This window comes from uncultured Methylobacterium sp. (genome assembly GCF_964242245.1).
Classification (GTDB): Bacteria; Pseudomonadota; Alphaproteobacteria; order Rhizobiales; family Beijerinckiaceae; genus Methylobacterium.
This window is the reverse complement of record NZ_CAXTBY010000100.1, coordinates 1-14841: the sequence shown is the minus strand read 5'-3', so window position 1 is coordinate 14841 and position 14841 is coordinate 1. Positions and strand designations below refer to the sequence as shown.

Below are 14841 nucleotides of genomic sequence, written 5' to 3'. Positions count from 1 at the left end.
CGAGAAAATAGAAAAGACGGTGCGCGGTGATCGCCGCGTGATTTGTACGGTTTCCAGGTGATCGGTTCGGGGGCGTCCTGTCATCCGCGCGTCCCTTCCCTCGCCCCTCTGCGGGAGAGGGTGGCCCGCGAGCTAAGTCGAGTAAGGGGAGCGCGTTTTCCGGACAGCGCGCTCCCCTTTCCCGACCCTCGCTCACGCGAGGGCCACCCTCCCCCGCAGAGGGGGGCGGGAAGGCCCGCGACCCAACAGATCAACCAGAAACCGTATTATCCCGCAAGGCAGGTTCTGCCGCGCGGCGGGGCATCGGGCCGCGAAAACCTCCCTCCGCCTTCGGACGGCCCCGCTACTCGGCCGGCGCCTGCATCGGCCGGGCCAGGGCCGGCGCCGGGACGCCGCGGGCGGCGACGTACAGGAGTCCGGCGACCAGCCCGTAGGCGAGCGCGAGGGTCGGCGTGACGGCCAAGCCCACCGCCGGCCCGTGCATGAAGCCGAAGAAGGTGAGCACGCCGCCCGCCGCCGCGAAGGCCGAGGCCCGCAGGAAATCCCGCTCGATGATGAAGGCCGCGACCGCGCCGAGGATCAGGCCGCCGAGGATCGAGCCTTCGCCCAGCACCTCCAGCCCGTGGTAGAGCACGCCGACTTGGCCGAGCTTGTCCAGCCCGACCGTCGCGGCGCTGGTGCCGGCCGCGCCCAGCGCCCCGTCGATCAGGGTCTTCGCCCACGCGGCCAGATGCGGCGTGAAGGCCAGCACGATCGCCGGGGCGTGGCTGTGCGGCGTCTCCTGGAACGCCTGCGCCCCGATCAGCATGCCGATGTAGAGCAGGATCGGCGAGATCGCGACCACGGGCACGAGGCTGGAGAGCAGCGCGATCAGGTTCAGCGACGCCAGCAGCAGCACGACGACGCCGGTGGCCAGCGAGTAGCCGATCCGCCCGCCCATCGCCTTCCACCCGGGATGGCCGATGTAGACCGCGTTGATGAAGGGGTTGCCCATCAGGCAGCCGATCAGGCTGACGACGCCGTCGGCGGTGAGCACGCGGGTGGTGGGATAGGGGTCGCCCGCGACCTCCGCGCTCTCGACGTTGTCGATGGCCTCGACGAGGTCGTAGATGCCGAAGGGGATCGCGGTCACCAGGATGATCCCGACGTAGTCGAACCCGCCGAAGACGTGGCCCACCGCCGGGAGCGGCACGGAGAAGCCGATGCCGCCGAGCGCGGCCGCCAAGCCCGGTCCGCTCACCCCGCCGATGTCGAGGCCGAACAGCTTGGCCCCCCAGGCCACCGCCATCCCGAACAGGATCGCGACGAGGCCGGCCGGCAGGCGCCCGGGATAGCGCACCCCCCCGAACCACGCGAGCAGGATGATGGCGAGGGCGACGACGCCGATCACCGGCGTCTGGATCAGTTCCAGCGCCGGCCGCATCGCGATGAAGGTGACCGAGACGCCGGCCAGCGTGCCCAGCAGCGCCGCGCGCGGGGTGATGCGCCGGATCGCGGGGGCGACGAACCCGCCGATCATCAGGATGAAGCTCTGGATGAACACCCAGGCGAGCCCGGCCTCCCAGCCCTTCACCGGATCGCCGGTCGCGAGCTTGATCGGCAGCATGATCACGAACACGACGATGAACATGTGCGGCACGCTGATCCCCGAGGGCAGCGCGCAGACGTCGTCCCGGCCTGTGGCCTGCGCGAGCCGGTAGCCGAGCCAGCCGTAATAGGCCGTCGAGAGGCACAGCATCAGGCCGACCGCGGGCAGGATGCGCCCGAAGGTGATCGCGTCCGGCATCCCGAGGACGAAGCGCAGCAGTCCCGTCAGCACCAGCATGTTGACGAGGATGTTGGTGCCGAAGCCGAAGAAGGCGTTCCAGTCGCCCGGCACCCAGAGCAGGGGCCTGCCGGGCGCGGGCAGGCCGCTCGGGCGCGGGCCGGAGCCGCCGGCTGCGGAGGGGGACGTGCGGGCCATGGGGATCTCCGGGTGGACGGGGCGCGGGCTGAGGAAGGGCGTCAGGGTCGGTGCCCCAGGGCGGCGGTCGCCGCGCCGGACTCGGTGACCCAGCCGAAGATGCCGCCCTGCGCCTTGATCATCGCGAGGCCGGCGGCGTGGAACGCGGGGATGTACGAGCCGCAGGCGTCGGAGACGACGACGCAGCGGTAGCCGCGGTCGTTGGCCTCGCGCACGGTGGTGTGCACGCAGACCTCGGTGGTGACGCCGCAGACCAGCAGGGTGGCGATGGCGCGCGCTTCGAGGATCTCGGCGAGGTCGGTCGCGTAGAAGGCGCCCTTGCCCGGCTTGTCGATGACCGGCTCGCCGGCCTGGGGCCTGAGCGCCGGGACGATGTCGTGCCCGGGCTCGCCGCGGATCAGGATGCGGCCCATCGGCCCCGGTTCGCCGATCCGCGCCGTCGGCGCGCCGCGCTCCAGCTTGGCCGGCGGCGCGTCGGACAGGTCCGGCCTGTGGCCCTCCCGTGTATGCACGACGAGGATGCCGGCCGCGCGCGCCGCGGCGAGCAGCGCCCGGGTCGGCGGAACCGCGGCGGCGAGCAGCGACACGTCGTTGCCGAGGCTCGCGCCGAAGCCGCCGGGTTCGAGGAAGTCGCGCTGCATGTCGATGATGACGAGCGCCGTGGTCGCAAGGTCGATCGTCAGCGGCGACGGCTCGGCTTCGAGGAGGACGGACATGCGCTGACCCTCTGCGGGATCGGCGCTCCGACCCCTCGAATCGGATCGATGATGTATGCATGGATGCGGAAATGCACGATCAAACCATGCACTTCCGTGGGCAAAGTTCCGGCAGAACTTGCCGCTCATGTATGCAGGAAGTGCCGCGTTCCCGGTGCGGCGGGCCCGATCGCGTTCAGCGTCGCGGACGTGCCGGCCCGGCGACCGCCGCCTGCCGAGCCGGCGCGCCGCCCCGGCGCCGGTCCCGCGCCCGCTCGCCCGCCGCCGCGCGGTCGGCCGCGCCGTCGGCATCGAACGTCTCGAACGCATCCTCCACGACGCTCATGTGCACGAGCATCGCGGCGTTGGCCGCGGCCGCGTCGCGGGCGAGCACGGCGCGCACCACGAGGCCGTGCTCGGCGTGCGAGCGGGCCAGCCGTCCGGGGGCCTGGAACTGGGCCTTCCGGTACGGCGTCAGGCGCCGGCGCAGGTTGCGCGCGATCTCCTCGATCACCGCGTTCTGCGCGCCCTCGTAGAGCAGGCCGTGGAAGTCCTGGTTCGCGACGACGTAGGCCTCGCGGGCCTGCGCCTGCGCCATCAGGCCCATCCGCTCGTGCAGGCTCCGCAGCCGGTCGCGCTCGGCCGATGTCATGCTCAGGGTCGCGAGCCGCGCGCACGAGGCCTCGACCTCCCCCATCGCGATGAACAGCCTGTCGAGTTCGTCGGCCGTGATCGTCCGGACGGTCGCGCCGACGCGGGGCCGCAGGTCGATCAGGCCGGTGCCGTTGAGGAGGCGCAGGGCATCGCGCACCGGCGTGCGCGAGACGCCGAAGCGCTTGGCGAGGATCTGCTCGTCGAGGTGCGTTCCAGGCGCGAAGTCGCCCGACAGGATGGCGTTGGCGATCGCGTCGGACAGGATCTCGGCGCGGGTCTGGGACGCTGGCACGCTGGTCTCGTTTCCCGGCAACGCGGTGGGCGCGTCGCGTCCGCCGCCGGAGCGATTAAGGGCAGTTCCTCCGCCTTCGCAATGGCCGCGATCCCCGCGCGACCCGGCCCGGACGCCGACGAGCGCGCAGGATCATCGGCGTGCAGCCGATCCGGCATCATGGTCAAGGGCTGCGCAGAATGATGGCGGAAGAAGCAGATGTGCGCCCATGTTGCGGGCGCGATCCTGCGTATTCGCCCGCGTTCGGCCGTTCTCGCGCGTCTTCGACCGGGCCGATACAGGATCAGTTCCGAGGCGGCGCCTGAACTCTGCTCCATGCCTCGGACAGGAATGTTGCTTATTTGTGACGGCGCCGGCCGACCACGCTCCCAACGCTGCCGATGGCATATCGGTTGCTGCCCTCGCAGTGTATTTCGCGAATGGGCAGCGAAGTGGGGAGAACGACGATGTTTGCACGAGGACTTGCCGCAGCGGCACTGTCGCTCGGGATGATCGCGAGCGGCATTGCCGCCGATCTCGATGCGTTGAAGAAGAAGCCGGAAGCGCCGGCGGTGAAGGAAGCTCCGTTCTTCCTCTTCGCCGACACTCAGATCAGCTATCGCTATCAGATGGACGCGCTCTCGCCGGGCGTGCAGATCCTCCAGCCCAACGGCACCTTCCGCAGCCGCGAGTTCCCCAAGAACATCATCAACATCTCGCACGCGGATGCGTGGGCCTACGGCACGAACTTCTTCACCCTCGACATCCTGAAGTCCGGGTCTCAGGCACCGGCCGGCACCACCAACCCGCCGGGGAGCATCGCCGCGCCCTTCTTCGCGGACTACGGCAACACGGAGGCCTACGGCCTCTACCGCGGAACGCTGAGCTTCAACGCCCTGACCAACACCAAGGCCTTCACGTACGCGGGCATCATCAAGGACGTGTCGCTCTCCTTCGGGTTCGACGCGAACTCGCAGAACGACGCGTTCGGATCGAAGAAGCGCGACGTCGTCGGCGGCCTGAACTTCGCCTTCGACGTGCCGGCGGGCTTCCTGAACCTCGCCGTCCACGCCTACAAGGAGTGGAACCGCAACGGCTTCAACCTCCAGCCGGACCGCGACCAGAGCTTCGACGTGGTCCCCGAGTTCGAGGTGGTCTACAACTTCCCCCTGACCTTCACCGGCCTGCCGCTGAGCCTCGCCGGCTTCAACAACATCGTGCTGCCCAAGGGCCGCGGCGTGCAGTACGCGGGCGACTTCCTGTTCAACCCCCCGCGGCAGCTCGAATTCTTGTCGCGCACCAACCTCGTCCTCGACCTGGGCAAGCTGATCTACGATCAGCCCAACCGGGTCGACGTCTTCATCGGCTTCCAGTACTGGCTGAACAAGTTCGGCAACGGGGAGACCGCGACCTTCAAGGGCACCGAGGAGAAGAGCTTCCTGGCCGGCTTCGCCTTCCACATCTTCTAGAGCATCAAGAGGCGTGTGCGCGGTTTGCGTGAGGACACCGCGACCACACGCAGGCTTAGAGCAAGGGCGGTGAGCGCGAGCGAACCGAAACTGCTCTAGAGCGCTCTCCGCCGAAGTGGACGCCGGTGCGGCGAAAGAGAGCGCGCCAAAACAAGGACTGAGAGCCGTACCCGATTGCAACGCGATCGGGTACGGCTCTAGAGCGCTCTCCGCCGAAGTGGACGCCGGTTCGGCAGAGAGCGCGACGGAACAACGACTGAGAGCCACGACCGATTGCAACGCGATCGGGCGCGGCTCTAGAGAACCCGGACGGGCCCGCCGGCAACGTCGGCGGGCCCCTGCCACGGCAACGAGGCTGGCAACGAGGCTGGAATGACGCAAGCCGGCGCGACGGGCCGCCTCTGGATTCGCGATCCGCTGGCGATCCTCGCCGAGGAGGCCGGCGGCGGCATCGTCGTCGCGGGCAGCCGCATCGTCGAGCGCGTCGCCGCGGGCGCCGCGCCCATGGCCGCCGTGGACGCGACCTTCGACGCGTCGCGCCACGTGGTCATCCCCGGCCTCGTCAACACCCACCACCACGTCTTCCAGACCCTGACCCGCGCCCATCCGCTGGCCATCAACAAGCCCCTGTTTCCGTGGCTGAAGGCGCTCTACACCGTCTGGGACAAGCTCACCCCTGAGGCGTTCCGGCTGGCGACGCGGCTGGCCTACACCGAACTCCTGCTCTCGGGCTGCACCACGGCGGGCGACCACCACTACCTGTTCCCCAAGGGCCTGGAGGCCTCCGTCGACATCCAGGTCGAGGAGGCGCGAGCCTTGGGCATCCGCGCCTTCGTCACCCGCGGCTCGATGAGCCTGTCGGAGAAGGACGGCGGCCTGCCGCCCGAGAGCCTCGTGCAGGACGACGACACCATTCTCGAAGACAGCGAGCGGGTGCTGGCCCTGTTCCACGACACGGCGCCCGGCGCGATGGTGCAGATCGGGCTGGCCCCGTGCTCGCCCTTCAACGTCACCAAGCGCCTGATGCGCGAGAGCGCGCGGCTCGCCGACATCCACGATTGCCGCCTCCACACCCACCTCGGCGAGACGCTGGACGAGGATGCCTACTGCCTCGCGCTGTTCGGCCAGCGCCCGGTCGACTACCTCGAAGAGGTCGGCTGGATGGGCCCGCGCACGTGGCTCGCGCACGGCATCCACTTCGACGACGGGGAGGTGGCCCGCCTCGGGCGCGCCGGGGTCGGGGTGTGCCACTGCCCGACCTCGAACATGACGCTGGCGTCCGGCCGCTGCCGCACCTGCGAACTGGAGGCGGCGGGCTCGCCCGTGGGCTTAGGGGTCGATGGCTCGGCCTCCAACGACAGCTCGAACCTGATGGAGGGCGTGCGCCACGCCCTGATGCTCAACCGCCTGACCTACGGGGCGGAGCGCGTCACGCACCTCGACGCCCTGCGCTGGGCGACGGAGGGGTCGGCCGCCTGCCTCGGGCGCGCCGACATCGGCCGGATCGAGCCGGGGCGGGAGGCGGATCTGGCGCTCTTCACCCTCGACGAGCTGCGCTTCTCCGGCGCCCACGATCCGCTGGCCGCCCTCGTGCTCTGCGGGGCCCATCGCGCCGACCGGGTGATGGTCGCCGGCACGTGGCGCGTGATCGACGGGCAGCCGCTGGGCATCGACACGGGGCGCCTGCGCGAGGACCACACGGCGATGGCCAAGCGCCTGTTCGGCGGCCCCTGAGATGGCCGCGGCGCCCCCGCCCCGCACCGCGGACGGGCCGGCGCCGCTGTTTGGCGCCTACGGCATCGTCAAGCGCTTCGGCGCCTTCACGGCCAACGACGGCATCGACCTGGAGATCCGCGCCGGCGAGATCCACGCGCTCCTGGGCGAGAACGGGGCCGGCAAGTCGACCCTGATGAAGATCCTCTACGGCCTGCTGGAGCCGACCGAGGGCGTCGTCACCCACCGGGGCCGGGTCGTGCGGCTCGCCAGCCCGGAGGCGGCGCGGCGCCTCGGCATCGGCATGGTGCTCCAGCACTTCTCGCTGTGCGAGAACCTGACGGTGGCCGAGAACATCGCCCTCGTCATGCCCAAGACGCTCTCCGGCCGGGCGCTCGCCGAGCGCATCGCCGCGCTCGGGGCGACCTACGGCCTCCACCTCGATCCGGCGCGGCCGGTCTGGTCGCTCTCGGCCGGCGAGCGCCAGCGCATCGAGATCGTGCGCTGCCTCCTCCAGGACCCGAGCCTCGTCATCCTCGACGAGCCCACCTCGGTGCTCACCCCCGGCGAGGCGGAGACGCTGTTTGCCGTGCTCGAGCGCCTGCGCGACGAGAACCGGGCGCTGCTCTACATCTCGCACCGGCTCGACGAGGTGCGCCGCCTGTGCGCCCGCGCCACCATCCTGCGCGGCGGCCGAGTCGTGGCCGCCTGCGACCCGCGCCGGGAGACCGCCCGCTCGCTCGCGGCGCTGATGGTCGGCGCGCAGGTGGGCGCGGTGCGGGCGCAAGCGGGCCGCGCCACGACGCGGGAGCGCCTGCGGCTCGACCGGCTCGCCCTGCCCGCCCCCGGCCTGCACGCCACGCCGCTGCGCGACATCTCGCTTACCGTCGCGGGCGGCGAGATCTTCGGCATCGCCGGCATCGCCGGCAACGGGCAGGCCGAGCTGTTCGCCGCGCTGTCCGGCGAGGGCCGCGCGCCGGAGGCGGCCTGCGTGCGGATCGACGGCCGGGCGGTCGGCCACCTCGGCATCAACGCCCGGCGCCGCCTCGGCGCGGCCTTCGTGCCCGAGGAGCGCAACGGCCACGCGGCGGCCCCGGGCATGAGCCTGTCGGAGAACGCGATCCTCTCGCGGCACGGGACCGCCCGGCTCACCCGGTTCGGCCTCATCCGGCGGCGCGCGGCCCGCGCGCTGGCCGCCCGGGTGATCGCGGCCTTCGACGTGCGCAAGGCCGGCCCCGACCCGGCGGCGGGCACCCTGTCGGGGGGCAACCTGCAGAAGTTCGTGATCGGGCGGGAGATCCTCGCCGAGCCCGGCGTGCTCGTGGTCAACCAGCCGACCTGGGGCGTCGACGCCTCCGCCGCGGCCGCCATCCGGCAGGCGCTGATCGACCTCGCCGCCCGCGGCGCCGCGCTCCTCGTGATCAGCCAGGACCTCGACGAGCTGTTCGAGATCGCGGGGTCGATCGCGGTCCTGCACGCGGGCACCCTCTCGCCCGCGCGGCCGACCGGCGACACCACCCGCGAGGCCGTCGGCCTGCTGATGGGCGGCGCGGCCGAGCCCGCCCCGGTCGCGCCGCTGCCCCCGGTCCACGCGGCACCGCCCCGCCCCGCCGCGGCGTCCGCGCAAGGATCGCTCCGTGCGCCTTGACCTCGTCCCCCGGGCGCAACGCTCGGCCATCCTGGCGGCGTTGTCGCCAGCGCTCGCCTTCGCCGCCGCGATCCTGATCGGCGGCATCACCGTGGCGGCGCTCGGCGTGTCGCCGGCCGCCGCCTTCGTCACCTACTTCGTCGCTCCCTTGAGCGAGTCGTGGTCCCTCCAGGAGGTGGCGCTGAAGGCCGCGCCCCTCGCGCTGATCGCGACCGGCCTCGCCTTCTGCTACCGGGCGAGCCTGTGGAACATCGGGGCCGAGGGCCAGTTCGTCGTCGGCGGCCTCGCCGGCGGATGGGTCGCGGTCGCGACGCACGGCACCGAGGGCGCCACCTTCTGGGTCCTGCCGGCGATGCTGCTGGCGGGCACGCTCGCCGGCCTCGCCTACGCGATGATCCCCGCGATCCTGAAGGTCCAGCTCGGCGTCTCGGAGATCCTGACGAGCCTGATGCTCGTCTACGTCGCCGAACTGCTGCTCGACTACATGGCGCGCGGCCCCTTGCGCGATCCCGCGGGCTACAACTTCCCGCAGAGCGTCGCCTTCGACGAGGCCGCCCGCCTGCCCGCCCTGATGGCGGGCGAGAGCCTGCACGCCGGCGTGCTGATCGCCGTCCTCGCCGTCGTGCTCGCCACGGTCGTGCTCGCCCGCACGCTGTTCGGCTTCGAGGTGCGGGTGGTGGGCGAGAGCCCGCGCGCCGCGCGGTTTGCCGGCTTCAGCGACGCCCGCCTGACGCTGGCCGCCTTCGCGATCTCCGGCGCCGCCGCGGGGCTGGCGGGCATCGGCGAGGTGGCGGGCCGGCTCGGCCAGCTCCAGCCGACGATCTCGCCGGGCTACGGCTTCACCGCGATCATCGTCGCCTTCCTCGGCCGCCTCTCGCCGCCGGGCATCCTCGCCGCGTCCCTGGTGATCGCGCTCACCACGATCGGGGGCGAGGGCGCGCAGGTCGACCTGAAGCTGCCGCTGGACCTCACCCGCGCCTTCCAGGGCCTGCTCCTCGGCCTCGTCCTCGGGGCCGACATCCTCGCCCGCTTCCACGTCCGCCTCGTGCCGGGGGGCGCCCGATGACCCTCGACGTCGTCCAGATGGTGCTGGTCACGGTGCTGACGGCCTCGACGCCCCTGATCCTGGCCGCCATCGGTGAACTCATGGCCGAGCGCTCCGGCGTGCTCAACCTCGGGGTCGAGGGCATGATGGTGCTCGGCGCCGCCGCCGGCTTCGCGGTCGCCGTGGAGACCGGCTCGACGCTGCTCGGCGCGCTCGGGGGGGCCGGTGCGGGCTTGGCCCTGTCGGCGCTGTTCGGCCTGCTGACGATCGGCCTGGCTGCGAACCAAGTCGCCTCGGGCCTCGCGCTGACCATCCTCGGCCTCGGCCTGTCCGGCCTCGTCGGCGTCTCCTACGTCGGGATGAAGCGCGACCCGGCGCCCGCCCTCCACCTGCCGGTCCTCTCCGACCTGCCGGGCGTCGGCCGGCTCCTCTTCGGCCAGGACGCCTTCGTCTACGCGGCGGTGGCGCTGGTCGCCGGGGTGTCGTGGTTCCTGTGGCGCACCCGTGCGGGCCTGACGCTACGCGCGATCGGCGACGACCACACGGCGACGCACGCCCTCGGGCTCCCGGTGCGCCGGGTGCGCGTCCTCAGCGTCCTGTTCGGGGGCGCCTGCGCCGGGCTCGCCGGCGCCTACCTGTCGCTCGCCTACACGCCGTTCTGGTCGCCCGGGATGACGGCGGGGCGCGGCTGGATCGCGCTGGCCCTCGTGGTCTTCGCCTCCTGGCGTCCCTTGCGGGTCGCCGCCGGCGCGCTGCTGTTCGGGGGCACCACCGTGCTCCAGCTCCACGCCCAGGCCGCCAGCCTCGGCCTGCCGGGGCAGGCGCTCTCGGCGGTGCCCTACCTCGCCACGATCCTCGCCCTGGTCCTGCTCTCCCTGGGGCGCCGCCGGGGCGGTTCGCTGGCGCCCGCCGCGCTCGGGCGCGACTTCACGCCGAGCCGGTAGGCCTTCGGTGCCGCCCGCGGACCCGCGGCCCGTCACGGCTCCGCAACGGCGGGCACGGCTCCGCGCGGACGGGCTCGCGGAGCGCCGCGTCGAGGCTCGTGGTCTGTTTGTTGCTTGGCCCGGGCACGGCGGAGGAGGATGGAATGCGTCAGGTTCTTGCAGGCTTGGTGGGTCTGGCCTTCCTCACGGGCGCGGCCTCGGCGCAGTCCTACAGCGCGCCTGCGGGCAGCGACGTCCCGGGCAGCGGCCTCAACGGGCTGAGCAAGGCGGACCGCAAGAAGGTCTGCACGATGTCGGCGGACGACCGGCACATGAAGGGCATCAGCCGCCAGCAGTATCGGGCCGCCTGCCGCGGCCGCCCGATCCCGCGGGGCTGAGGACGGCGTTCGCGGCCCGGATCGCGCGGTTCGGCGCAGGGATAGGCGGACGGAAGCGGTCGATCTCCGTTCCCGTCCGGCCCCGACGGCTGGGGAACGCGGCGGCGCGCCGGGACAACGGTTTTTGGCTGACGACAAAGGTGGATTGAGAATGATGACATCGATGCGCTTCGTCCGCGGCGCGCTCCTGGGTGCGGCCCTCGCGATCGGACCGGCCCAGGCGGCCGACAAGCTGAAGGTCGGCTTCGTCTACGTCGGCCCGGTGGCCGATTACGGCTACTCCTACCAGCACGACCTCAGCCGCAAGGCGCTGGCCGAGGCGATGCCCGGCAAGGTCGAGACCACCTTCCTCGAGAACGTGCCGGAGGCCGACAGCGAGCGCGCGATCGAGAAGCTCGCCCGCTCCGGCGTCGGGCTGATCTTCACCACCTCGTTCGGCTTCATGGAGCCGACCCTGAAGGTCGCCAAGAAGTTCCCGAAGGTGAAGTTCGAGCACGCCACCGGCTACAAGCGCGCGGACAACCTCGCCACCTACTCCGCCCGCTTCTACGAGGGCCGCTACGTCTGCGGGAAGATCGCCGGCAAGCTGTCGAAGGGCACCGTCGGCTACATCGCCTCGTTCCCGATCCCCGAGGTGGTCAGCGGCATCAACGCCTTCATGCTCGGCGCCCAGTCGGTCAACCCGAACATCAAGGTCAAGGTCGTCTGGGTGAACACGTGGTTCGATCCCGGCAAGGAGGCGGAAGCCGCCAAGGCGCTGCTGGCGCAGGGCGCCGACATCCTGACCCAGCACACCGACTCCGCCGCACCGCTGCAGGAGGCGGAGAAGGCCGGCAAGCTCGCCTTCGGCCAGTCCTCCGACCAGTTCCGCTTCGCCCCGAAGGCCCAGCTCACCTCGATCGTCGACGACTGGAACGGCTACGTGATCGGCGAGGCCAAGGCCGTCCTGGACGGCTCGTGGAAGAGCCACGACACCTGGGGCGGCATCAAGGACGGCATGGTCGTGCTGGCGCCCTTCACCAACATGCCCGCCGACGTGAAGGCCATGGCTGAGGCGACCAAGGCCGACATCGCCGCGGGCAAGGTCCGCCCCTTCGACGGGCCGGTGACGAAGCAGGACGGGACCGTCGCGGTGAAGGCGGGCGAGACCGCGCCGGACCCGATGATCCTCGGCATGAACTGGTACGTGAAGGGCATCGACGACAAGCTGACGCAGTAGAGGCACGGCATCGCCCCGCGCACCTTCGCGCGGGGCGATGCCGTCTTAAAAGCGCGTCGCGTCGATCAGGGCCGGGACGGGGGCGGCGCCCGGTCCACCGGGTCCGCCGCGGGGGCGGCCGTGTCGACTTCGGTGCCGCCGCGGCCGGGTGCGACGGGAATCGCATCGCCGTTGCGGATCGCGTCCGCCTCGTTGCGCGGGCCCGCGAGGCCCTCGGTGCCGCCGGGGGCGGTCGCCGGGTCGCGCCCGGCCGGCGCGCCCGTCGATGATTGCGCCGATGCCGCACCGGACAGGCCGAGGACGCCGCACAGGAGTACGGCCGCTGTCGTCATTCGCATGATCACGTCCTATCGAGATTGGGAGGAAATGCCGTCGCGGGCCGGTCGAAGCGCTGCCGCTTCGACAGGACGCTCGGAAGGTCCCGGAGGATCAGTGCCGCCGGTGCATCCGGGCGGGGCGCGATCCGTGTCGGGCATGGAAGCGGCGCGAGCGCACGGCCCTGCCGCTCAGGCCGCCGGGGGCGGTCGCCCGCGGCTCGCCCGCGGGCGCGGTCAGCGTGCCTTGCGCGCGGGCTGGCGGAGCCATGGCCAGCGAGCCCGCGCCGAGCACGCAGGCGGCAACGAGCCAAACCGCGACGGGTCGTAAAATCTTGCCGGAATTTGGCTTGCCGTGACCTGGGATGCCTGCACGCATTCGAGACGTTCCTGGCGCCGGCCGACCTGCGGCGCAGGCTGAAGCTTAGCAAGAACCATGCCCTGGGCCGCACCCTGCGGGATGCGGCGATCGTACCGTCGCCATGCCGGACCGTGCGCCCCCGCCGGCGTCGATCCGCCCCGCCTCCAACGGGATGACACCGGCCGGGCGCCGGCCGCGCCGTCCCCGGCCATGGAGCCGCATCCCGGCGAGGGCGCCCGGCCCGTCGCGGACGATTGAGCGGCCCAAGTCCCTGTTGAAGGCCGTGCGCCGGTCCCTCGGGCGATCACTTCTGCTTGGCGATGACCTTGTCCTTGATACCGTCGTAGACCGATTGCGGCAGGATTTTCTTCTGAACCAACTCGTCCTTGCCCTTGTAGGGGCGGCCCTTGACGATCGCGGCCGCGCGGGCGGCGCCGATGCCCGGCAGCGCGTCGAGCTCGGCCGTCGTGGCGCTGTTGAGGTCGATGAGGGCGCCCCTGGCGGCGTTCGGCGGCCCGGCGACGGGAGCCGTGGGCTTCGTCGGCGCGGCCGGCGCCCGCGGAGCCGGGCTCGTCGGGGTCGAGGGCGCGGGCGCCTGCGCGAGGGCGGGCGCGGCGACGAGGCCGGACAGGACGGCGAGCACGCGCAGGACGGCGGCGGTGGGGGACGAGGCCATGGCGGTTCTCCCGAAGGAACGACGGCCCGGTGCCCGGGACCGACGCGGGCTGGTGTGCGCGGCGCCGGTTGAACCCCGGCTTAACGCTGCGGCCTCGACGGGCAGCGGACATCTGAATCCGACCGCGATCTCAAGCCGGGACACCACCAACGCGAGCCTAGCGACCGAGGATGAGGCCGTCTCCGCGGCGGCCTCACCGCGCGTTCTTGCGGCCCGCCTCCGCCAACTGCTTCGCCCGTGCGCCCTGCTGCGCGAACATCCAGCCCGGGTACTCCCGCGGCAGCACGCTGATGGCGTCGAGGACGTCGAGTTCCGGCTCGCTCAGTTCGACGTTCGTGGCCGCGATGTTGTCGTCGAGCTGGTCGAGGCGCTTGGCGCCGACGATGATGCTCGTCACCACGCGCCGGTGCAGCAGCCACGCCAGCGCGATCTGCGCGATCGAGACGCCGCGGGACTCGGCCATCGGGCGCATCGCGTCGAGGCAGGACTCGGCGCGCGTGCGCTCCACCGGCGGGAAGTCGAAGGTGGCGCGGCGGCCCTCAGCACCCGCGCTCGCGTACTTGCCGCTGAGGAGACCGCCGGCGAGCGGGCTCCAGACCATCAGGCCGAGGCGCTCGCTCGTGAGCATCGGCACGATCTCGCGCTCCAAGTCTCGGCCGGCGAGCGTGTAGTAGGCCTGCAGGCTCTCGAAGCGGGCCAGCCCCTCGCGCTCCGAGACCCCGAGCGCCTTCACGATCTGCCACGCCGCCCAGTTCGAGACGCCGACGTAGCGGACGTGGCCGTGCTGCACGAGGGTGTCGAGCGCCCGCACCGTCTCCTCGATGGGCGTGGCCGGATCGAAGCCGTGGATCTGGTAGAGGTCGATGTGGTCGAGCTGGAGGCGCCTGAGGCTGGCCTTGCAGGCGTCGATGAGGTGCAGGCGCGAGTTGCCGCGCGCATTCGCACCGGGGCCGGTCGGCCCGTAGGCCTTGGTCGCGACCACCACGTTCTCGCGCAGCACCTTGAGGTTTTTCAGGGCCTGACCGGTGATCTGCTCCGACAGGCCCTCCGCGTAGACGTCGGCCGTGTCGATGACATTGATGCCGGCGTCCAGGGCGCGGCCGACGAGGCGCTCGGCGTCCGCCTGCTGGAGCGCGCCGATCTGGCGCCACATGCCCTCGCCGCCGCCGAAGGTCATCGTCCCGAGGCAGAGTTCCGAGACGAAGAGGCCGGTCCGGCCGAGCGTGTTCTGGCGCATCGTGGTCTCCTGAGGGGGCGGCACCCGCGACGGGCTCCCTCTCCCAGGGGGAGAGGGCTGGGGTGAGGGGCGTGCCGTATCCGGTGAGTTCTCATCCCTCACCCTGTCCCTACTCCCAAACGGAAGAGGGGACCTGCGCCCGTGCCGGCCGCGCCGACCTTTCAGGTCAGATAGGGCTGGCTCACGCCGGGTCGACGGGCGCGGGCGGCACGCCGCCGGCCTCGATCGCCGCGCCTGCCGTCAGGCACAGGTCCT

The 14841-nt window shown here is 71.9% G+C and carries 13 protein-coding genes; 7 read left to right on the top strand and 6 right to left on the bottom strand.

The annotated features are described in order from the left end of the window. Nucleotides 1–343: 343 nt before the first annotated feature. The 3 genes from ACFE8Y_RS17000 to ACFE8Y_RS16990 form a co-directional block, all read right to left on the bottom strand. On the bottom strand, nucleotides 344–1963 hold the full coding sequence (locus tag ACFE8Y_RS17000) for a regulator (RefSeq protein ID WP_375465564.1): 1620 nt from the start codon (nucleotides 1961–1963) through the stop codon (nucleotides 344–346). Between the two features lie 41 nt (nucleotides 1964–2004). Then, on the bottom strand, nucleotides 2005–2679 hold the full coding sequence (locus ACFE8Y_RS16995; RefSeq protein WP_375465563.1) for a cysteine hydrolase family protein: 675 nt from the start codon (nucleotides 2677–2679) through the stop codon (nucleotides 2005–2007). 175 nt (nucleotides 2680–2854) lie between these two features. Continuing rightward, nucleotides 2855–3604, bottom strand: coding sequence for a GntR family transcriptional regulator (locus tag ACFE8Y_RS16990; RefSeq protein WP_375465562.1), 750 nt, complete (start codon nucleotides 3602–3604; stop codon nucleotides 2855–2857). Between the two features lie 446 nt (nucleotides 3605–4050). On the opposite strand from ACFE8Y_RS16990, the gene ACFE8Y_RS16985 reads away from it, so the two are divergent. From ACFE8Y_RS16985 to ACFE8Y_RS16955, 7 genes are all read left to right on the top strand, one after another. Then, nucleotides 4051–5052: a hypothetical protein gene (locus ACFE8Y_RS16985; protein WP_375465561.1), complete on the top strand. Its 1002-nt coding sequence runs from the start codon at nucleotides 4051–4053 to the stop codon at nucleotides 5050–5052. A 372-nt stretch (nucleotides 5053–5424) separates the two neighbouring features. Continuing rightward, nucleotides 5425–6786: an 8-oxoguanine deaminase gene (locus ACFE8Y_RS16980; protein ID WP_375465560.1), complete on the top strand. Its 1362-nt coding sequence runs from the start codon at nucleotides 5425–5427 to the stop codon at nucleotides 6784–6786. A gap of 1 nt (nucleotide 6787) precedes the next feature. After that, entirely contained in the window at nucleotides 6788–8413 is a 1626-nt protein-coding gene (locus ACFE8Y_RS16975; RefSeq protein WP_375465559.1) for an ABC transporter ATP-binding protein, read from the top strand. After that, nucleotides 8403–9479, top strand: a complete 1077-nt coding sequence (locus ACFE8Y_RS16970) for an ABC transporter permease (RefSeq protein ID WP_375465558.1) — start codon at nucleotides 8403–8405, stop codon at nucleotides 9477–9479. The genes ACFE8Y_RS16975 and ACFE8Y_RS16970 overlap by 11 nt, the downstream gene beginning before the upstream one ends. Next, a complete protein-coding gene (locus ACFE8Y_RS16965) occupies nucleotides 9476–10402 on the top strand; it encodes an ABC transporter permease (protein WP_375465557.1) in 927 nt (308 codons plus the stop codon). Before ACFE8Y_RS16970 ends, ACFE8Y_RS16965 begins: the two co-directional genes overlap by 4 nt. A gap of 143 nt (nucleotides 10403–10545) precedes the next feature. Beyond that, on the top strand, nucleotides 10546–10779 hold the full coding sequence (locus tag ACFE8Y_RS16960; RefSeq protein WP_375465556.1) for a hypothetical protein: 234 nt from the start codon (nucleotides 10546–10548) through the stop codon (nucleotides 10777–10779). Between the two features lie 163 nt (nucleotides 10780–10942). Then, nucleotides 10943–11998, top strand: coding sequence for a BMP family ABC transporter substrate-binding protein (locus ACFE8Y_RS16955; RefSeq protein WP_375465555.1), 1056 nt, complete (start codon nucleotides 10943–10945; stop codon nucleotides 11996–11998). A gap of 65 nt (nucleotides 11999–12063) precedes the next feature. Here ACFE8Y_RS16955 and ACFE8Y_RS16950 read toward each other — a convergent pair whose 3' ends face one another. From ACFE8Y_RS16950 to ACFE8Y_RS16940, 3 genes are all read right to left on the bottom strand, one after another. After that, nucleotides 12064–12336 (bottom strand): hypothetical protein, encoded by a 273-nt coding sequence (locus ACFE8Y_RS16950; protein WP_375465554.1) that lies wholly within the window; start codon nucleotides 12334–12336, stop codon nucleotides 12064–12066. A gap of 641 nt (nucleotides 12337–12977) precedes the next feature. After that, nucleotides 12978–13349 carry a ComEA family DNA-binding protein gene (locus tag ACFE8Y_RS16945; RefSeq protein WP_375465553.1) on the bottom strand — a complete coding sequence of 124 codons (372 nt, stop codon included), beginning with the start codon at nucleotides 13347–13349 and terminating at the stop codon, nucleotides 12978–12980. Nucleotides 13350–13542: 193 nt separating this feature from the next. Then, nucleotides 13543–14586 carry an aldo/keto reductase gene (locus ACFE8Y_RS16940; RefSeq protein WP_375465552.1) on the bottom strand — a complete coding sequence of 348 codons (1044 nt, stop codon included), beginning with the start codon at nucleotides 14584–14586 and terminating at the stop codon, nucleotides 13543–13545. Between the last annotated feature and the right edge of the window lie 255 nt (nucleotides 14587–14841).